16 protein-coding genes are annotated in these 19619 nt (G+C 50.7%); 1 reads left to right on the forward strand and 15 read right to left on the reverse strand.

Annotated features, from left to right (window positions below; all coding sequences use genetic code 11):
- Positions 1–74: 74 nt before the first annotated feature.
- The 14 genes from LLG46_04555 to LLG46_04620 form a co-directional block, all read right to left on the reverse strand.
- A complete protein-coding gene (locus LLG46_04555) occupies positions 75–608 on the reverse strand; it encodes a hypothetical protein (GenBank protein MCE5322572.1) in 534 nt (177 codons plus the stop codon).
- Positions 609–690: 82 nt separating this feature from the next.
- Positions 691–1959, reverse strand: a complete 1269-nt coding sequence (gene hydF / locus LLG46_04560) for a [FeFe] hydrogenase H-cluster maturation GTPase HydF (GenBank protein ID MCE5322573.1) — start codon at positions 1957–1959, stop codon at positions 691–693.
- A 123-nt stretch (positions 1960–2082) separates the two neighbouring features.
- A complete protein-coding gene (locus tag LLG46_04565; GenBank protein ID MCE5322574.1) occupies positions 2083–2943 on the reverse strand; it encodes a class I SAM-dependent methyltransferase in 861 nt (286 codons plus the stop codon).
- Between the two features lie 124 nt (positions 2944–3067).
- Positions 3068–3907 (reverse strand): M48 family metallopeptidase, encoded by an 840-nt coding sequence (locus LLG46_04570; protein MCE5322575.1) that lies wholly within the window; start codon positions 3905–3907, stop codon positions 3068–3070.
- Positions 3908–3982: 75 nt separating this feature from the next.
- On the reverse strand, positions 3983–6289 hold the full coding sequence (locus tag LLG46_04575; GenBank protein MCE5322576.1) for a DUF4982 domain-containing protein: 2307 nt from the start codon (positions 6287–6289) through the stop codon (positions 3983–3985).
- A 347-nt stretch (positions 6290–6636) separates the two neighbouring features.
- A complete protein-coding gene (locus tag LLG46_04580; protein ID MCE5322577.1) occupies positions 6637–7779 on the reverse strand; it encodes a M20 family metallopeptidase in 1143 nt (380 codons plus the stop codon).
- Entirely contained in the window at positions 7776–8450 is a 675-nt protein-coding gene (locus tag LLG46_04585) for a cyclase family protein (GenBank protein MCE5322578.1), read from the reverse strand. The genes LLG46_04580 and LLG46_04585 overlap by 4 nt, the downstream gene beginning before the upstream one ends.
- A complete protein-coding gene (locus LLG46_04590; GenBank protein MCE5322579.1) occupies positions 8437–9327 on the reverse strand; it encodes an amidohydrolase in 891 nt (296 codons plus the stop codon). Before LLG46_04590 ends, LLG46_04585 begins: the two co-directional genes overlap by 14 nt.
- Positions 9328–9548: 221 nt before the next feature.
- Positions 9549–10523, reverse strand: coding sequence for a Gfo/Idh/MocA family oxidoreductase (locus tag LLG46_04595; GenBank protein MCE5322580.1), 975 nt, complete (start codon positions 10521–10523; stop codon positions 9549–9551).
- The gene (locus tag LLG46_04600) at positions 10520–11677 is read right to left on the reverse strand and encodes an alanine--glyoxylate aminotransferase family protein (GenBank protein MCE5322581.1); all 1158 of its coding nucleotides are present in this window, start codon (positions 11675–11677) and stop codon (positions 10520–10522) included. The genes LLG46_04595 and LLG46_04600 overlap by 4 nt, the downstream gene beginning before the upstream one ends.
- An 83-nt stretch (positions 11678–11760) precedes the next feature.
- Positions 11761–13746 carry a hypothetical protein gene (locus tag LLG46_04605; protein ID MCE5322582.1) on the reverse strand — a complete coding sequence of 662 codons (1986 nt, stop codon included), beginning with the start codon at positions 13744–13746 and terminating at the stop codon, positions 11761–11763.
- Between the two features lie 191 nt (positions 13747–13937).
- The gene (locus LLG46_04610; protein ID MCE5322583.1) at positions 13938–14996 is read right to left on the reverse strand and encodes a LacI family transcriptional regulator; all 1059 of its coding nucleotides are present in this window, start codon (positions 14994–14996) and stop codon (positions 13938–13940) included.
- Between the two features lie 294 nt (positions 14997–15290).
- Positions 15291–16091, reverse strand: a complete 801-nt coding sequence (locus tag LLG46_04615; protein MCE5322584.1) for an ATP-binding protein — start codon at positions 16089–16091, stop codon at positions 15291–15293.
- Entirely contained in the window at positions 16054–18195 is a 2142-nt protein-coding gene (locus tag LLG46_04620) for a SpoIIE family protein phosphatase (GenBank protein MCE5322585.1), read from the reverse strand. Before LLG46_04620 ends, LLG46_04615 begins: the two co-directional genes overlap by 38 nt.
- 200 nt (positions 18196–18395) lie before the next feature.
- On the opposite strand from LLG46_04620, the gene cobO reads away from it, so the two are divergent.
- Positions 18396–18938, forward strand: coding sequence for a cob(I)yrinic acid a,c-diamide adenosyltransferase (gene cobO / locus LLG46_04625; GenBank protein MCE5322586.1), 543 nt, complete (start codon positions 18396–18398; stop codon positions 18936–18938).
- Here the strand turns inward: cobO and LLG46_04630 are convergent.
- The gene (locus tag LLG46_04630; GenBank protein ID MCE5322587.1) at positions 18935–19600 is read right to left on the reverse strand and encodes a hypothetical protein; all 666 of its coding nucleotides are present in this window, start codon (positions 19598–19600) and stop codon (positions 18935–18937) included. The two genes, cobO and LLG46_04630, sit on opposite strands and share 4 nt — an antisense overlap.
- Positions 19601–19619: the final 19 nt, after the last annotated feature.

Consider the following 19619-nt stretch of genomic DNA (forward strand, 5'->3'; position numbering starts at 1 on the left):
AATACGGTGCACGCTATTAAGTTTTACCGCATCATTCACGAGAAACGTGAATGATGCTCCCGGCATAATCCAAGTTAGAACCGATACCCGAGCTGAATAGTCGACAGGCCGTCCTGGCCGGTATGACTGCCAGCGATGAACCTGAACTGACCAAACAACTGATTCGTGAGATCTATCCCAAACCCTCCAGTCCATCCGAAATTTGCGCCGTTATCTATCAGCATCTCAGGAATATTGTCCGTCGCGGCCAAAATCCCGATGCCAAGATTTGTAAATAGCCTATAAGGACCGAAGTGGCCGTATCGCTTGTAATTGAACATGATCGGCACAAGCGAGACATCTCTATCGGAGTTGGTCTTGATACCGATCCAATCACCAGAAAGCCCGAACGCTGCATTCTCACCAAATACATCCGACGCAGCCCCATACCATGCTATCCCGACCATAGGACTGGTCGAATTATCAACATCATTGTTGACCGAAAATGATGCACCCACAGTAAGTGAATACTCAAAGCCAAGCGCCTCAGGCATGATGATCTGGGCAATTATTCTAGAAGGCGCGGCGAGCAACACCACGCATGCCACCAGGTAGATCCATCCCTTCATCTCCACATGCCCTCCAATCGAACAGCGATATGCAGGCCGCCAACAAATATGTCTTACCTACATAAGCGCCGCTTGAAACGTGTCATGTGGTCCGTTCCATCCTGAAAGCACATGTATCTTTCAGTTCTTCCAAGGCGAGTCGAGCCAGTGGAAACGGCTGAATGGCGCGCTCTAATATGCCATGCACTTTTGCGAGCAGCACACCGTAATTCGTCATTGGGACACCGGCCTCGGATGCCACTCTCTGGCGGTAACGCATCTCGCGGGGGTTGAGCATGCAGCCGCCGCAGTGGACGATCAGGTCATAACTGTCCACATCAGGCGGAAAATCCTTGCCTGACGCAAAGCCGAACTCCAATTCGCCACCGACCATCTGCCTAAGCCATCGCGGAATCTGCACTTTGCCTATATCGTCTGCCTGCTGGTGATGTGTGCAGCCCTCGGATATGAGCACGCGGCTGCCTATCTTGAGACTATCAATCGCACGGGCACCTTCGACAAAACCGGCCAGATCACCCTTATACCGCGCCATCAGAATCGAGAAACTGGTCATCCAGATATCTTTGGGGGTATCGGCATCCACCTTTAGAAATGCCTGGGAGTCCGTGATGACAATCTTGGGTTTACGTCCGAGGCTACGAAGACACTCATAAAGTTCGCGCTCCTTCACAGTGACTGCGATTGCGTCATGATCGAGAGCATCACGGATTGTCATCACCTGCGGCAGGATCAGCCGTCCCTTTGGCGCGGCCTTATCTATCGGGACCACCAGCACGACTATGTCTCCACCGGTGATCAGGTCGCCGATTATAGTCGGTTCGGAAATCGCGATTGGCGAGATTTGCACCAGTGCTGCCTTTAGCTGCTCTATACCATCGCGTGTGGCGGCGCTCACGGGCACGAACATGGCACTGCGGCCGGTAGCCCATTTCTTTATTGCTGAAAAGTCAGGGTTGATATCGGTTTTATTGGCACAGATAACAAGCGGGACATCGCGATCTTTGATGCGCCGGACTATATCCTCTTCCCACTCGCCAGGCTCGGTGCCGCTCTCGATAATCAGCACCGCAAGATCAGTATTCTCAAGCACACGCAGAGTCTTCTCGACTCGTTTTTTGCCCAGGTCGCCTACATCGTCTATACCGGCGGTGTCCGTCACCACCACCGGCCCTATAGGAAGTATCTCCATAGACTTGGAAACCGGGTCGGTTGTTGTCCCCGCGACGTCAGAAACAATTGCCAAAGATTGGTTGGTTAGAGCGTTTATCAGGCTGGATTTGCCTGAGTTGCGCCTGCCGAATATTGATATGTGGACCCTCTCGCCTGAAGGGGTTTGGTTTAGATTGGCCATGGTTTGTCCTCGAAACGCCTTTACTATATTCTATTGTAGCACGTTTGCGATTTCGGGATCAGCCGAGTCGAGAACTAACAAGAGCAATATAGGCCGGGTAGTATTCCAACTTTGGCGCTTTTATTACTGACGTCGTGCCGCGGGTGTAGCGACTGCAATAAGTCCTGCACGCTGCCAAGTGCCTGGACCTTCCGGCATAATACACTTATCATAATACTCACACATATCGACGAACTCTGATAGGAGATTATGGTCAGAAGTAATACGCTTTACAGCTTCATCGCCACATAGGCATGCAAGTGAACCGATCCCACCGAGCCTGGTGATTTCCATATGCTGTGATTCCAGGACAGATCTTAATTCATCCGGCAAGAATGCTTTGATGGTTCCGAGATAACCCATTGTGCAGCATTTCGACAACATTGCATTTTCAGAAAATTGATCCTGATGCCAGAATCCATTTTCAAGCATCTCTTTTACTGACGGTATAAAGCGGTCGAAAGAACTGATGCTTGTCCTTATCCAGCCTGGTATCAGAACTGCGCGATTCGACACAGTTACAATAAGAGTTTTTCCCGTTACCCGGCATGCTTCCGATAGAGCTCTATTCGCATCTGAACCGCAAAAAAAAATCGCACCGTCCATGTTGATAACCAGATCGAACGATCGATCTGCATATGGTAGATTAGTAGAATTAGCTTCAACAAACTCGATGTTCTTGATGCCTTCGGCCTTCGATCGTGCCACCTCAAGCATCGCCGGTGAGAAATCAAGATGAGTAACCTTGAACCCTCGCCTGGCAAGGGGAATTGAAAATGCACCGGTAGCTGCTCCAATATCGAGAATACTTTTCACTCCATCAAGATGGCGTTCAATCTCGCGCCAGCGCAATGCTCGATTGATCGATTCATCCGCCATGTCGGATTCTTCTTTAGGCACTTTCGCATCCCACCAGGATCTTTCTCTATCGAAATCTGTTTGCATGCTTATGGCTCCGATATGCGCTAATGTAGTGAACTCATTCAGTTGGCGGCGCTATGCCGGAAGGAATCTCGCTAATGTGAAGCCAGGGAAAAATTCCCTGGCTCATCAAAGATAGCGGTTTTTTTTAGGCCGTTGGTGGTTGCCGATCGGAAGCAGGTGAGTTGTTTGACGCGCTTGCAAACATACCCATCACCGCTGCTGCCTTCGCCATTTCTTCCATACGCCAGAGATGAGGCGGATGAGTGGAGTATATTGTTCGATACCGAACATATACCTCATGCTGATGGCGATGCCATTGTGCTATTGCTTCATTTATATTCACACAAGGAGCAAGCTGAGCGCCGACAGACAGATTAGCCAAAGCCGTAAGGCATGCTGTCGGATCACCGGTGCAATACAAACCGATTCTATCGCATGTGAGTTCACAGCGACGTTTATACCATAACAGCAACCATGGCAGCCACGCGCCGAACTCCGCAGTTTTTGACAAGAAATCCAAATGCCCTGCCGCATGATGGCCGATTTCATGGCCGATAAGCCACGTCACCTGACGCATATCGCCCTTAAGCAGCAGTGAATCAATAGCTCCTGAGAGCAACACAACAATTCGTCTGCCCGCCAACTTCATGGCAAAGGCATTCCATAAACCATCTTGCATTACATAAACAGCCGGCTGATTGCTCCCCAGTTTCTCACAGCAAACACGAGCAGCCTCATATACGCCCGGAATCTGGTTCTCGCTGACCTCTATCGCATTTGACTTAATGTACGCCACCGCAAACAATTCAGCCAGAAAGCGGATCAGCACAATAAATCCGACTATCAGCAAAAAACCGCCGATACTGATAATGGTCCAGGCGACAAACATAATCCAGATCGGAATTGAACATACCAGCAACCACGTAAGTGCCGTCTTTTCTTTTGGATCACGTAGTTTATCGATCAGATTTGCCGAAACGTTCATTTACAGACCCTCCCAAATCCCTCTTTGATAAATATTATGAGTGATTCTTACTGCAAATGGGTCTGTATTCCTTCTTTATGGCTCAGCAGTGACAACAATGCGCCCAGGCTCCTGTCTGTCTGAAGTAGCAGTCACGCTTATCGCCCCCGGCTCGCCTGTACTTTGGACAATTGCCAGAAGTAGGCCATTGAATGTTTTTGCGCTTGAGCCTTTCGGGTCCTCATGGCTGCGAGGATCGCCTGAACTCAAGCCTATCAACCTGCCCGGACCGGTGATTTGTATATCGATCAGATTATCTGCAGTCGGAACGAAGTTGCCGTCGCGGTCATAAATGCTGATGGTGACGAAGCTCACATCCATGCCGTCGGCGGATATACTGGTGCGGTCCGCGCTCACATGAATCTGCGCAGGCTCGCCTGCCGTTCGTATTTCCTGAGAGCAGGCTACTTTGCCATCGACAATGCCCTCTGCAATAAGCACTCCAGGCTCATAAGGCACTTTCCACTCAATATGAGTGAGAGGCTTGCGCTGCATTTCGCTTATGAGATTGCCGTTCAAGGAAAGGCGAACGCTCTCGCAGTTGGTGTATCCCCAGACATCGATCTCCTGACCCTCTTTGCCGGGCCATGTCCAGTGCGGGAAGACATGAACCATAGGCTCCTTGGTCCACTCCTGCAGGAAGTAATAGTATGTATCCTTTGGAAATCGGCATATGTCGAGCACGCCGAACTGGCTGGTGATTATCGGCCAGCCGACGGTCTCGCCGTAATACTCGATGCCGGACCACATCGCGCCCCCGGCAAGCCATGGTCGCTCGGCTATGTGAGTCCATTCTTTTTCAAACCGCTCGCAGAGTTTGTAGATGCTGATATATCGCGAATTGCTCTCCACAACTCGCCCGTCACCCAGCACGAGTTTGTTGAGCGTGCCTGATGGAATCTCTTCATATACTCCGCGCGTGCCATGGCCGGAGGAAAATTCGCTTATAAGCATTTTGCGATCCGGATAAAGCTGGTGGTCACGGTCATCAATGCCCATGCCGCCGCCATTATAGCCCATGATGTCCGTTACAAATGCGAAGCCGTTCGCATTGGCATCCGTGTTGCCCTCGCAGCCGAAAGCAGTAGGTCGAGTCGGGTCCTGCTTATGAGCAACATCGTTCAGGACTTTAAGAGCGTTGGTGAGAGTGTCATCTTCGCTGCCTGCAGTATTTGCCAGACCCCAGCAGATTATGCTCGGATGGTTGCGGTTTCGATGTATAAGGTCCGTAAGCGCAGGGACTGGTGTCTTGGCTTCCTCGAGGTACCTGGTTTCAGCCCAAACCAGCATTCCCAGCCTGTCACAGGCCTCCATGAGCGATGGAGCGGCATCGTGATGGGACGAACGCAGGAAATTGCACCCCATCTGCTTCATAATCTCGATTGTCTTATAGTTGACCCGGTCGGGCAGCGCCATTCCCAGACCACCGCAGTCGGCATGGATATCCATTCCCCTGAGTTGCATATGCTCGCCATTAAGGAAGAAGCCCCTATCCGATGTGAACTCGAACCAGCGGATGCCGAACTCGGTGGTGTAGGTATCGACCACCTCGCCTGAGACTATAACCTTCGATTCGGCGCAATATAACACCGGATTATTTACTGACCAGAGAGTCGGGTTGTCTATATCAGCGCTTTGCTCAACATCGATTTTCGAACCTGCAGGTATGACGCAGTCACTCGATATTGTCGCTATCTTGCTGCCGTCAGGGTCGATCAGAGCCGTCTGCAAAGTTACGTGCTGCTCGGAGTCAGTGTCATTCCTGAGAGTGGTTTTTGCATTTGCGAGCGCATGTGACTTATCGACCTCGGGCGTGGTCACGAATGTGCCCCATTTGTCTATATGAACGGCATTGGTGGATATCAGCCAGACATTGCGATATATCCCGCAACCCTCATACCACCAGCCCTCGTTACCCGGGTCATGCACGAACTTTGTATTTGCGACATCGATAAAAACACTGATTACTTCCGGCTTGCCGTCATGGCAAAGGAAGTTGGTAATGTCGATTACAAAACCTGTGTAGCCCCACGGATGAGAATAGACCTTAGTGCCGTTGACCCAAACGGTGCAGTTCTTGAATACACCCTCGAATTCGAGGTAGACCCTCCGACCGTCATCGGGCATGGACGGCAGATATTTGCGATACCAGCCGGGGCCTTTGGGAAGGTAGCCGCCCCAGGAATAGTTTTCCTGATTTGGGGGACCTTCTATGCTGTAATCGTGAGGCAGATTAACACTCTGCCAGTCTTTATCATTGAAATCGCGCTCATTCGCACTCTGGACGCTGCCCTTGTAAAACATCCACTCTGAGCTGATCTTTGTGCGTTGTCTGTTGACCATTTTTACCACCTAGTGCTAGAAAGTGTTAGTGTTATGAAAAGATGCTGAGGGTTTCACCCTCAGACTCCCACCAAGGGCGCTGCCCTTGGATCCCGCCAGGAGCCGAGTGGCCCCTGGACCCCCATCTCGAACTTGATTGTCCCCCACAAAAAGGGGGACAATCAAGTTCGGGTCAGAAGGTCAAGGAAACCTGGTTTCCTTGCAGAGTCCAGAGACAGAGTCTCTGGCAAATTGAATTGTTCACTCCGACTAGATATGCGATTGTGTGAACAATTCAATTTGGGTAGGGTTTGGGGCAAAGCCCCAAGATCATTCCCGTATTACTAAACTATCTCTAGTGCTTGATATCAGGCCGACATCACCTCCGAATAAAAGGCAGTGGCCTGTTCTATTTCTTGCAAATCGACGTATTCGTTGTCGCCATGAGCCACGTCTATATTGCCCGGTCCCCAGACTACCGTTGGAATGCCCGCATCGTTCATGCGATATGCGTCCGAGCCGAAGCCTACGGTTATCAGGCCGTCATCAAGGCCCTGGTCGCGACATATACGTCTGAGCAATTCTACCACTGCATGGTCCTCATCGACAACCGCCGCAACCTGCGCATCAGTAAAATCAGACATAGTGTAGTTTTGTGTGATGCCATGTTTTTTTAAGTAATCATCGATAAACTGCTTTGCCTGCTGAGGAGTAGTATGCCTGGTAAGGCGTCTGTCTATCTCTATCTCGCAGTAATCCGGCACGACATTGACAGCGCTGCCGCCTCGAATAACTCCAACAGAAACCGTCTCTGCTCCCAGTTTATCGTCTACCATACCGGCAAGCTCGCTGCCATACTCTTCCAGCACATTAAGGACCTTGGCCATGCGATAGATGGCATTTTTTCCCTTTTCAGGCTGTGAACTGTGAGCGCTGACACCCGTAGTGGCAATACGCCAGCGGGCAAGCCCCTTATAACCATGCACCAGCTTGCAGCCGGTCGGCTCGCCTACAATACCGAAATACGCACCGGCGGTCGGAGCCTGCGCGACAAGAGTGGTGCTGCCATGCCAACTGTATTCCTCGTCCGTCACACCGACCACGGCTATGTTATACTCACCAGCCGGCTTATCGGCAGCAATGGCCAAGGCTGAGAGCATTGCGGAAAGGCTGCCCTTGTCGTCACACGCGCCGCGTCCATATATCCTGCCGCCATCTTCCCTTGGAACCAGCAGGTTTTTGTTATCTCCAATGCCGACTGTGTCCATGTGCGACTGCAATATTATAGTTTTGCGGTCTTTGCCTCGAAAGAGCATGCCGCCGACATTGCGCTCGCCATTACTGCCCGTCTTTTGCACGATCAGGTCGACGCCGAGTTTGCGTATGAAGTCTTCTACATAATCTGCCATGCGCGCCTCACCGACGATATCGGGCGACAGGTCACTTCTGCCCGCCGGGTTCACACTCGGAATTGCGATCATGTCTTCTAATATGGATTTTGCGTCAGTCATTCGGTGAACCCCGGCACGCCCTCTATCGCAACCGGCCTGACGCAGCATGAGTCCAGACCCTTGATCGGCATGGGCATAAAGACCATCAGGAATACGTCCGACTTTAGTTCGTCCAGGTTCTGCATGACCTCCAGGAAGGTGATATCGTGAGGCATGACGGCTTCGTGCACATCGCATGCATCCTTGACTGTGTGCTCTATGGCTACGGAATCGCCAAAGCCTATGCACTTGACCTTCTTTGCGGCAAACCAGTCGCCCGACTCACGGCACAAATACGGTCTCTGGTCGTTCGGATCATCAGAGAAGGGCACGCAGTGGTATGGACTCTTCACGATAATGGCGTCGCCCTCGCGTACGCGTCCCTTATCGGCCTTGTCCAAAACCGCTGCTGTGACCGGCGCTTTCGGCTCGATATCCAGGTCCAGGACGACCGTGCGGCCTATAAATGCAGTCAGAGGTAAATCGAGAATATCTTTCCAGCCGTCCTTGTAGTGGACCGGAGTCTCGACGTGAGTGCCCAGATGCGATTCAAGGTCCATATCAGTGTGATAGTCCTTGGTCCAGTCCTGATAGAAACGCCTTAGGTGACAGCGCCTGGTCTCTTTTTCGGGGTATACGTGCTTGCTCAGGTCCACTATTCGATATGGACCGATCTGTTCAACGATTGCCATTTAATTCTCCTCGCTGCGCTATTATACTGCGCGCGTTATTGCAATAAATATCTTCCAACTGATCTGGGGTAAAGCCCTTATACTCGACCCTCAAAAGCTCCAGCGCCTGGCGATATGTGCTGTGTTCGAGCACAGGCGAGAAATCCGATGCAAAAAGCAGTCTCTTTGAGCCAAATGTGTCCCTTAATTTGTCCACGACTGTGAAAAGCTCGCTTTGGGGATATCTCCAGCCGTCCGCGACAAACGCATAGAAACCCGAGAGTTTCACATACGCTCCATCGCACTCTGCCAGGCGAAGCAGTGGCTCATAATCATCCTCATCCAGCTTGCCGTTTGTAACCTTCGGTCTGGCCATATGGCTTATCAGCACAGTGGCATCACGTCTCTGCTTCAGCACATTGACTATTGGCGCGCACTGGAATGCACTCAGGTTAAAGCTGATGGGCATACGGATTTCCTGCAAGTAGTCCCAGAAACCATACATCTCTGGAGAAGTAAACCATGCCAGATCGTCATCCCTATCTGGATAGCAGCTCAAGCCAAAGTGGCCGCGATTATGAAAACGCTTTGCGTCGTCAAGCATTGTCGAGGGATTGGGCTTTGTGTGAGCAAATGAATATATCCAGCCGCGGCCCGGTTTTATTGATTCTACAAAGGAGTTGTTGCGCGGGCAGTCGCCGTCTTCGTAACATATTACAAATGCGCCGTCTATGTCGAAACTTGCTCTATATTGCTCATATAGGTGCAGGTTGCCGTCAATGCCGTCTTTTATGTGCGAGTTGTCGAACAGGTCGCAATACGGTTTTTCAAACAGATGTATGTGCGCATCGTATATACTCATTTTGCCTACCTCGCGATTATTGGAACGTTCGCGCAAAGCAGATTCCTCACTGCGTTCGGAATGACGGTTGTTGAATACTCATCTGAATCACGAAACTGGTTCAGGGACTAAAGTCCCAAATACGTGCGTCGGGGATTTAAATCCCCGACGATCTCCAGGCCGGACGTTCTGTTTCGAGCGCGATCAGATATCGCGCCCGAACTTAGCGTACCGATATCACACACAACAATAATCAATACAAAATCTCAATTACTAAATCAGACGCAGTTTTCGTCTATTTTGATTGAAGCCCTTAGAGTCTTTAGTGCATCTTCCGGCGTAACCACATCAGGCTCTTTATCATCCAGGACGCAGCGCAGGAAATACTCGATCTCGGCAGCCAGAGCCGACTGCCTCAGGATTATCGGGTCCAGAGAAGTCTCAGGATTGAAATTGGTATGCTTCGCATCATCGATAAAGCGGAAGTTGTCCGGGGGCATTTTGATCTCGATCTCGCCTTTTGTGCCGATGATCTTCATCATAGCGTCGAGACCCGCAGGCATCGCATCGCGACCCATCCAGGATGATGCAAACGAACACAAAGTCCCATTGGCCAATTTCACCACCGCCAGTGTGCTGTCGGCCTCTTTATCGGACTGATTACAGCGCTTGTAGCCGCTGCACTCTTCCACATCGCTGCCAGTAAACCACAGTGCAAGATCGATGTCGTGTATGGCTGTCTCGCGCATGGGGTTCAGCTTTCGACCCGGCGAAAGAGTCGTGTAGTGATTGTTACGATATGCCTGGATCATCGATATATCGCCCAGCTTGCCGGAGTCGATCATGGACTTGGCATGCGCATACGGCGGCATGAAACGGCAGATATGAGCAGTCATAAACTTGCCGGTGCTCCGCTTTGCCGCCGCAGCTATTGCTTCGGCGTCTTCCAGGCTGTCTGCAATCGGTTTTTCGAGCAGCACATGTTTGCCGCATTCGAGCGCAGTCACACTGGGCACTCTATGATCCCGGCTCAAAGTCGCCACACTGACGATATCAACATCATCGGATGACGCAAACTGCTCATAGTCCGTGCTGATTGCCGGAACATTGTATTTGTCGGCAACCTCCTGCGCGCGGGAAGCTGTGCGCGAGCAGACACGCGTGATCTCGACATACGGGATTTGCGAGAAAGCCGTCACATGCAACTCGCCAAAATCTCCGAGACCAACGATGCCTACACGCAGCTTTTTCATGCACCATATTTCCTTACGAATGCCTCGACTGATGCACCTTTGTTGATCTTTGCGCCTGCTGCTGCCAGTTCGGTCTCCAGCGCCATCAGCGTAGGCACTATATACTCCGGTGTTGCGGTCATTGATAGGTGGCCAACACGAATGATAGAATTGGCAGTCGCTCCCAGCCCGCCTGCAAGCAGTATATCATGCTTGCTTTCGATCTTGTTTCTGACTGCTTCGCCATCAATGCCGTCCGGCAGGCAGAGACCTGTCAGAGTCCGGCTGGCCCAGTCGTCACCGACAAAGAGCTTGAGGCCCATGGCCTTAATGGCTTCACGGAAAGCATCGCGAACCAGGGTGTGGCGGGCAAAACGCGCAGGCAAGCCCTCTGCAAAAATCTCATCGAGTGCCTGATTGAGAGCAAGATACAACGCAACCGGCGCGGTGTTCGGGCCTTCGGGATGCCAGTTGGTCCACTGTTTCTGATAATCTCTGAGAGTAATCAAATTGAGATACCAACTCGGAACCTGGGTCTTGCGAGATTCGATTGTCTTCCATGCTTTATCGCTGACTGATACAAAGCCAAGACCTGCAGGTGATCCAAAGCACTTCTGGCTGCCGCTGATACAGAAATCGATGCCGAGTTTGTCAGTGGGAATATCCACGCCGCCCATGCTCGATACACAGTCCACTATGGTCAATACGCCATATTCCTGGGCGACAGATGTTATCTCTGCAAGCGGAGACTCGACTGCTGTCGAAGACTCGTTATGGACTATAGCCAGAGCCTTGATATCCGGGTCCTTCTTGATGGCCTCACGGACCTGTTCGCCCCTTATCGGCTGGCCGTATTCGCTGCGGGTGGTGACCGTGACTATGCCATAGTGCTTAGCCATGTCCTCAAAGCGGTCACCGAAGAAACCGTTATTGCAAATAAGTATCTTATCGCCCGGCTCGACCGCATGGCTGACAGACAGCTCCATCGCGCCGGATGAAGTCGCCGCAAGCACGAACAGATCGTTTTGGGTCTGGAATACTTTCTTGAGCTTGTCGACTACCTGAAAATAGAACGCTGACCACTGCGTGCCATAGTGCGGTCTGGTCGGCAGTGCCATTTTTTGTCTGGCTTGCTCACTGACCTCGGTTGGACCGGGAATCATTAGTTTTGGCATCTCTCACTGCTCCTTCAAAACGACAGAGAGCGGAGAGTTGAGAACCGAAAGCCCATCAACTGCTGCCGCTCACCTGTGCACGATTATTTATTTACTTTACCGGCAAATTTCTTTGCGCGAGCGATGTTCTCGTTCCACATGCCGATGAACTGCTTCAAGGTCGGCTGGACATATATCGCACCCTCATACTCCTCGGGCTTGACTGTGGCCACTTCAAAGACCTTGGTCCAGTCCGGCCAAATCTTTGTCAGCGTCTCACTGCGCTTTGCCCAGATGCTGCCCGGCTTGGGATATCCATTTTCACCCATGTCCTCGTACAGTGTCTTCCAGTCGGTAACCTCAAGTGGCATCACATTGAGATACATGCGCTGGATGTTGCCGAAATCCGTCGAGAACGGCACGTCCAACAGCTCGGTGTTCTGGAAGAAATTGCGTTTGGAGGCAGTGAGAATTCGAGTCCGCTTGAGACCCTCGTTCTTCTCAAGCAGCATGACTACGCGCTTGGTGCACAAAGTGCCCGCACGGTCTATCGCGTCTTCCTCGGATGTCGGGTCGAAATCGATTCCGGCAGCCTTTGCTTCAGCCACAAACTCGGCATTATTGACTGATGCATCAGTCAGTTTCTTGACCGACGCCGGCTCGATGCTCTTGAATTTACTCGACCCCGGCAAGGCGGCAATGAGAGACTTTACACGATAGTCGCGTATGGCATCGTTGAAACGACCGATCATACTTGTGATGACGGAGCCGCCCTCGCCGTCGTCGACCTTTTCGCCTGCGCGCTTCTCATAGTCACGAATGCCGTTCTCTGTGGCCATCGATGCAGCATACATCTGAGATACTTCATATGAGAGAGTTACGTTGGTGAACATACGATGCTTGAGGGCATCAGGATAGTTCTCGCTGTGACCGGAATTGAAGCTCCTGACCACGTTCAGACACGCCTGGCCGGTGCATGCGACCTTGAAGTGATTGTTCGACACCCCGACCCTCGGCTTGGCAATCTGCTTGTATTTTTCATCTGCTCCATCGAGCAGGATGTCATCGAATATCTTTACGCGAGAGCAGAGGATATCGTAAATCTCGCCGCCCGCGTATGTAAGTTTCTTCTCATCGTTGTGCCAGTCCGGCCTTAGCTGGAATGCGACTCGACCCAGACCCCGCAGCAGGAATATCGATCTTAGACCAAGCATTGCGTCCACCACGACCCATTCGGTGAACTTGGTGGCGCCCCAGTCGTCCGCTTCACTCTTCTCGACTTGCTCCGCCGCAATGAGTTTGCGCACGTTATGCCACTTGTTGGGCACAGAGCAAATAAAGTCTGTTGTAGTCTTGCCCCAGATATTGGATATGCCGGACATGTCATCCTCGCCGCCGAGCGCGATTGCGGGGTTGGTGGTGCCGCCGAGACTGCCCATTCTGCGGCAGCGCAACGCCTGCATGCCATAATCATTAAAGAACTGGGTCTTGGTCTTGCCGTCTTCACGAGCAAAATATAGATCGGGATAATACATACCACGCTGATAGAGTGCGCCAAAGCATGTCAGGTAATCATCCACACTTGCATATGGATCACGGCCATTCTCGTCCTGCCACTTAAGCGCCCATGCAGCAAAAAGATTGTCGCCCTTGTTGGCAGCCATGTCCTCGACTTTGATGAGTTTGGTTACGCTTAAAAATGCATTCTTGTCCTGCTTGGCCCAGTCGCGCACCAAATCAGCCGAAGCTTTGCGATATCTTGCAACGTCGTCATCGCTCATTTTTGAGCAGCCAAATAACTTATCACTGCACAGATTATGGTGCAGTTCAATCGGTGAAAGCAGTGACTCTGCTATGCCAAGCATAAATGAGATCGCACGGGTCTTTAACGCCGACCCACTTGCAGGAAACTTGGCATTTAACGGTCTGACTACTCCCTCGTAGACTGCCGAGAATTCGTCTGGTGTTGTGAAAAAGAGCATCTTTTGACGGGCAAGCTCGATATCCCAACCTGCCATCATGCCCTCTGTTCGGTCATCTGCGTCCATTACGAGGTTCAAGGCCACCTCGGCGCTTTTAAACTTCGTCACTGTTTCTTTCCCCTTTATAGTTGTTTGATATTCGTCCAGTTGTTCTGTTTCGGGCGCATATGGACAGCCCGATCGTAGCTTGGAATAATAAGTTCTGAAAAACCTGCGGATATCGCGCGATCAACCATGGAGGATCTATATTGCAGCGTCAGGTCTAAAACAGATTCCCTACTAGTCCAATAGATTTAGCTCTACTCCTTTCTCATCTCCGCCGGTCTGGCAGTCGAAAGTCTCAATACCAGTTGAACAGAGAGCATCTCGGGTCGATTTCGCGCAGAACCGGAAGAGATGACATCATTGAGCAGGTGTATGCACTGAGCACCCACATCTTCCTTTGGCGCACGGATCGTCGTGAGCGGCGGCTCGGCAAGCTGGGAAATCTCTTCGTCATTAAAGCCCACAACACTTACCTCTTCAGGAATTCTCACACCTCTATTGAGCAAAGCCTTCATCGCCCCATATGCGCCCATATCACCGCCGATAAACAGAGCAGTAAACTCCTCACCGTTTTCGTAGAGATCGTTGACTGCATTAAAGCCCATCACCAGTTCACCTTCGGCAGCATAACCAATCGGAGACGGATTGTCGAGTCCAGCCTCAGCCATAGCCATTGCAAAGCCTGCATATCTCCTGCGATACCAGGGCAGCGATGTGTCACCGATAAACCTGATCTTGCGATGACCAAGAGAGAGCAGATGCACAGTCGCCTGATAACCACCGTCCACGTCATCAACATAAATGCCGTTATCAACCTTAACGTCGCTTTCGGTTATAAGGTTCGTGCCAAATACTACATAGGGTAAATCCAGCTCATCTATTGCTGCCATCATGTTGGGATAGTTTGTCCCAGCCAAAATAATCCCATCAACCAGCCTGCAAGCCCCTATAATCCTGGGCATCTCGATATCAGATGGCAAAGCATCAGGAGAATAGGTGCAAGTCGCATAGACTACCTGCACACCCATCGCGTCAGCTTCGCGTGATGCACCTTGCAAAATTTCAGCATGAACCGAGTGAATAAACGGCCTGTTGCACAACAAAAAACAGATCGTACCGGAATTACCCCGGGCAAGCAACCGCGCACGTGGATTTGGCGTGTAGCCGAGCTTCACAACACTGGCATTGACCTTGTTACGTGTGTCCGTCTTTACACGCCATGGCTCGTTGAGCGCCCTCGAGACTGTGGCTGTGCTTACACGAGCGTCTGACGCAACCTCGCGTATTGTAATTGTATTGCTTTGATTAGACATGTTTTTCGCCACTTGTAAGGTTGAATGTAACCGCTTACATTTCATTCTACTACCGAAAAATGTCCGCGTCAATAGATAATGTGTCGAAAATCTTGAGGGTGATTATTGAAGCACAGTTGAATTATGTATTGAGGTTAATTTAGCCCGTATTATGCGCTGGTCTCTGAGAGCATTATTCACGTTCCTCGTGAATAATGCGGGCTAAGCAATTTACGGTCAGTAAATTGCACGTTTGTATGTGGTTTTACTGTGCGAAAAACTATAGTGGTATGCAAGCGACCGACCGTGATTCACTTAGCAGTTCAGCCATTTGATCATTCTGACACGGTTTCCAGGGCAATGCGTATGGAACTCCACCACATCCATCGCACGCCGCATCAAAAATATGCCCATGCCATGATCGCGCAGACATGACGGGTCCGGCTCACATATGGATTCGGAGTCGAACGGCTCGCCCTCATCCTCAATCTCGATGACAATGGCTCTTGAACATGTCATGCATCGCAACTTGATCTTGTCCACACCTTTATTGGGTGAACCATGCCTGAAGGCGTTGGTCAACGCTTCGCCGACAGCAATTTGAATATCGCAGAAGATGTCACCGCTTGCACCGGCAGCAGCAGCCACATTCATTATCTTGCTCCTGAGCACAGAGACCATTAGAGAATCGCTTATCGACTGGCACTCCAGCACTTTCCACTCTTCGTTATCCGGCGGAACAGTGCCGCTGTCACCACGTACGTAGGTGTCCTGCTCAATCTGCCGCATGCCAAAAATTCCAGCGAAACCACTCATGGCTATCACTCGCTCTACGGCAGCGCAAACACCTAGTAGACTAAATTCGGTGTTTGACTCCTCGCACAGCTTGCGGCTCTGCAAGAGCGCCCTCAACCCACTGCTGTCGATCAGGCTCACCCGGCTCATATCCAACTTTATCTCACAAGGCTGTTTCGCAAGCGACGAAGTTACAGCCTGGATCACGTCAGCCGCATTTTCATATGACAAGTCACGTGAGATAACGAGGGTCTGAACCTCATTGTCGACACATTTGTCATTATCAAAAAGAGTGGGTTGTGATAGAGTGTCTCTGTTCACGTGAACCTCCATGTGAAGCATCCTTGCTTTGCATGGCGCCGCCATACGCCGCAGCAAGCAGGGCTATGTCATCCCTCTTTGTGAAATTTGTCTCATTGCACAGCTGGCCGCAAATATATTCTATCAGATCACGCGGCGAACACGGCATTGCCTCGAAAACCATTCTCTGTATGCCTTCCACCCCAAGCATATTTCCATCATTCACGGCATCGGTTACTCCATCTGTGTAGAGCAAAAGTGTATCGGATGAATGGAACCTGACCCGGATCTTGTCATATTTACAATCCTGACCCGAACCGGCGGGAATACCTGTTCCCGCAAGCAGATGCTGCATCTTTCCCTGCTCGGTTATCAGCAGCGCGGGAGGATGACCAGCATTTGCATATACAAGTGTCTCATCGGTCGGATCTATGATCCCACAAAACGCAGTCATGAAGAAACTGAGCTCAAAGAAATGGTTCATTGCATTGTTTAGCTCACCCATCGCATAAGCTGGGTCGTCAGGATACTCAAATAACATTGCCTTGAGCATGTGCTTGCAGGCAGCCAGATGAATCGCTGCCATAAGCCCCTTGCCCGACACGTCCGCTATAACCAGCGCAACCTTATCGTTCGGAAGCACAAATACATCATAAAAATCGCCACCGACACGCGCTTCGTTCAGAGCCGGTATATATCTGGCAGCAAAATTCAGACCCATACACGATTCGGGAGCCTCCGACACCAGGCTGCTCTGCAATTGCTCCGCTATGGATGCCTGGCGAGTGTAAAGACCGGCATTGCACACAATCACCGCCGCATGAAGCGCTATCGAAGTAAGAAGCCTGATCTCTCTGGTGGTAAAATTATGAGGCTCTTTGTTATACACAGTAATCGCCCCAAGCGCCTGGTTCTCCACAATTAGCGGAGCGCTCATAGCCGATCGACTGCCCGTGCGTTCCGATATCTGTCTGATATTCGCATCAAGACTCTTCGTCATATCACAGCATACATAGTGACGCTGCTGCTTAAACGCTCTGCCTGTAATTAATTCTCCTGGTTCGATGCCGGAGGACAGTACACTGGCATGCCAGCCGGTGCAGGAATTTTTTGAGACCAGTTTGCCGCTGTTGCTGATAAGATATATCGCACAATCATCAGCGCCCATAGCTGCAGTCGTGGCGCCAGCAAGCGCAGTCAGAGTCTCGTCCAGATTCAAAGACGGAGATATCGCATTGGTCACCTCCATCACTGCCGAAAGATGCTCGACCCAGTCTTCAAGGACCTCAGAGTATTTCTCAGTCTCAGAGTGCATCCGGGCATTTACAATAGCTGCTGCTGCGTGTATCCCAAATGTGATGAGCAGATCACTCTTGATGCTTCCCAACTTCAAATCGTCACGGCTGATTCCCTGTGAAAACCTCGCCACTATCGAACCAATAGTTTCTGAACCAGCGGAAAGAGGCACACCCACCAATAACACACCGGCATCAGACTGGGCTGCATTATGCTCCGTTATGACCAGATATCCGCCTGAGTCCGCTGCATGGTTCGCCAGACGCTTCCAGGCGACCTTCTGACAATGACCGCAAAAACCCAGCGTCTTGAGACCACCATCGGTAACGTTTTTCATAAAAACAACCGAACCATCTGCACCTAAATGTGCACACACAGCTTTAGCGATAGATTTGCCGCATGTCTTTACATCCAAAGAAGAAGATACAGACCTTACTGCTTCCATCATACCCGACAACATCACGGACTGCCGCTTCAATGCCAGCTCATGCTCGACCAAACTCTCGCCGAGGCTGTTGAAAGCCTCGCCCAGCACCTGCAATTCATCACCGGTCTTAACGGTGACCGGCCTCCGGAAATCACCCGCAGTCATTGCCGCAGCAGTTCGCACAAACCTCTTGACAGGACGTGATATCCGCTTACCTGCCACATAAATCACGATCAGCCCCCAAATAGATGTGGCAGCCGTGCTCTCAAGCCATATATGCCTTGGACCTACTATCACCGGATCACCAGACAAAATGGCAATTTGCTGATGTGCAATGGCTTCATGTGTTTTCAGATACATCTCCACATTTACGCATATCTGAATGCATAACAAAGGACCCATTGCTAACAAAAAAACCAGAATAAGCTTGAATCTGATGCTCTTCGGTCTTATGGTCGACTTCCCCCCCCGACACTAAACCGCGAATGTGAGAATGACCGCCCCTCTTGAGCTTGATACCCAAATATCGATTAGCTGAACCATATTTTTTCTTGACGGTCATTTTTTTGCGTGATAATATGCTAAGCACGCTGGAGGTGGCAATGAAAGAAGTCAAAAATCAAAGGGGTTTGGTCCATGTTTATACCGGCGAAGGCAAAGGCAAAACAACTGCAGCGCTTGGAATAGCCCTGCGAGCCGCTGGATGGGGACTAAAGGTTTGTATTATCCAGTTTATAAAGGGCTATTCTGATATTGGAGAGGCTGTGTTTGCACGACAGTTTCCAGACAAATTGACGCTGAAGCAGTTTGCTGCAGACAGCTCGCGCTGCATAGACAAGCAAAAGGTTTCGAAGCGAAAAAGAGAAACTGAAAATGCCATGGCATATGCAGAAGAGATTGTCTCAAATGATGCCTTTGATTTGGTAATTTTGGACGAAATCAACAATGCCGCACACTGCAATCTGATTGGAGTCTCGCGCATCCTCCGGCTTATTGCAAACAAGCCAGAGCATCTCGAACTCATACTCACCGGACGCAATGCTGCCCCCGAGGTAATCGAGGCCGCAGACTATGTCACTGAAATGAAACAGATCAAACACCCATTTGAGCGGGGTATACAAGCTAGAAAAGGTATCGATTATTAGTTATCTGTTTCTTCGGCATTCGAGGTTCCTGGAAGAACAGTCCCCATTTTGTTTACCACAGTCATCGCGCGGATCGTCCAAGCGGCCAGCTTAGATACATCCATGGAGCCGATTACTCTCACCGCATATAGCATGCGCTCATGCGAATCATATGCAAAACCGACATAACCGGCATTGCCTGCCTCCGCGTATAACCCAGCCGCACCAGGCAAAATGTCCAAACCGCTTGCGACCTTTGAATATGTCCCTACCTTGGCCAGCCCCTTTTCAAAATTATGTATCAAGTCAGAAAGCACGACATTCTTGTTGTATTTGGCAACGACAAGCCTGACACCTTTGATACTATCGATCACTTCACCAAGAGTCTTTAGTTGGAGATTGCTGATTAATGATATCTGCCCAGGTAGTTCAGCATTCTCTTGGTCGGATTCTTTCTGGACTTCATCCAAAGCTGCCGCTACTGCAGGGATGGTCTGCTTTATAATGCCCAAAATGTTATCGTCACTTATGTTGACCTCGACTATAATGGTCCCGCCATAAGGAATGTTTATCGCCGGTGGTGGGATCAGACCTGCAGCTTCGCCCGGAGGCGGCACTGCACCATAACAAATACTGCTCGCCAACAGGATCGCTGCAGCTATTATTATTGTCGACTTTTTCATGACATCCTCCGACTAATGC

Source organism: bacterium (assembly GCA_021371935.1).
GTDB lineage: Bacteria > Armatimonadota > UBA5829 > UBA5829 > UBA5829 > UBA5829.

Excerpts from the sequence above, each read along its gene's own strand:
- LLG46_04555 (MCE5322572.1), bottom strand. The coding sequence starts at position 608 with ATGAAGGGATGGATCTACCTGGTGGCATGCGTGGTGTTGCTCGCCGCG.
- hydF (MCE5322573.1), bottom strand. The coding sequence starts at position 1,959 with ATGGCCAATCTAAACCAAACCCCTTCAGGCGAGAGGGTCCACATATCA.
- LLG46_04565 (MCE5322574.1), bottom strand. The coding sequence starts at position 2,943 with ATGCAAACAGATTTCGATAGAGAAAGATCCTGGTGGGATGCGAAAGTG.
- LLG46_04570 (MCE5322575.1), bottom strand. The coding sequence starts at position 3,907 with ATGAACGTTTCGGCAAATCTGATCGATAAACTACGTGATCCAAAAGAA.
- LLG46_04575 (MCE5322576.1), bottom strand. The coding sequence starts at position 6,289 with ATGGTCAACAGACAACGCACAAAGATCAGCTCAGAGTGGATGTTTTAC.
- LLG46_04580 (MCE5322577.1), bottom strand. The coding sequence starts at position 7,779 with ATGACTGACGCAAAATCCATATTAGAAGACATGATCGCAATTCCGAGT.
- LLG46_04585 (MCE5322578.1), bottom strand. The coding sequence starts at position 8,450 with ATGGCAATCGTTGAACAGATCGGTCCATATCGAATAGTGGACCTGAGC.
- LLG46_04595 (MCE5322580.1), bottom strand. The coding sequence starts at position 10,523 with ATGAAAAAGCTGCGTGTAGGCATCGTTGGTCTCGGAGATTTTGGCGAG.
- LLG46_04600 (MCE5322581.1), bottom strand. The coding sequence starts at position 11,677 with ATGCCAAAACTAATGATTCCCGGTCCAACCGAGGTCAGTGAGCAAGCC.
- LLG46_04610 (MCE5322583.1), bottom strand. The coding sequence starts at position 14,996 with ATGTCTAATCAAAGCAATACAATTACAATACGCGAGGTTGCGTCAGAC.
- LLG46_04620 (MCE5322585.1), bottom strand. The coding sequence starts at position 18,195 with ATGGGTCCTTTGTTATGCATTCAGATATGCGTAAATGTGGAGATGTAT.
- cobO (MCE5322586.1), top strand. The coding sequence starts at position 18,396 with ATGAAAGAAGTCAAAAATCAAAGGGGTTTGGTCCATGTTTATACCGGC.
- LLG46_04630 (MCE5322587.1), bottom strand. The coding sequence starts at position 19,600 with ATGAAAAAGTCGACAATAATAATAGCTGCAGCGATCCTGTTGGCGAGC.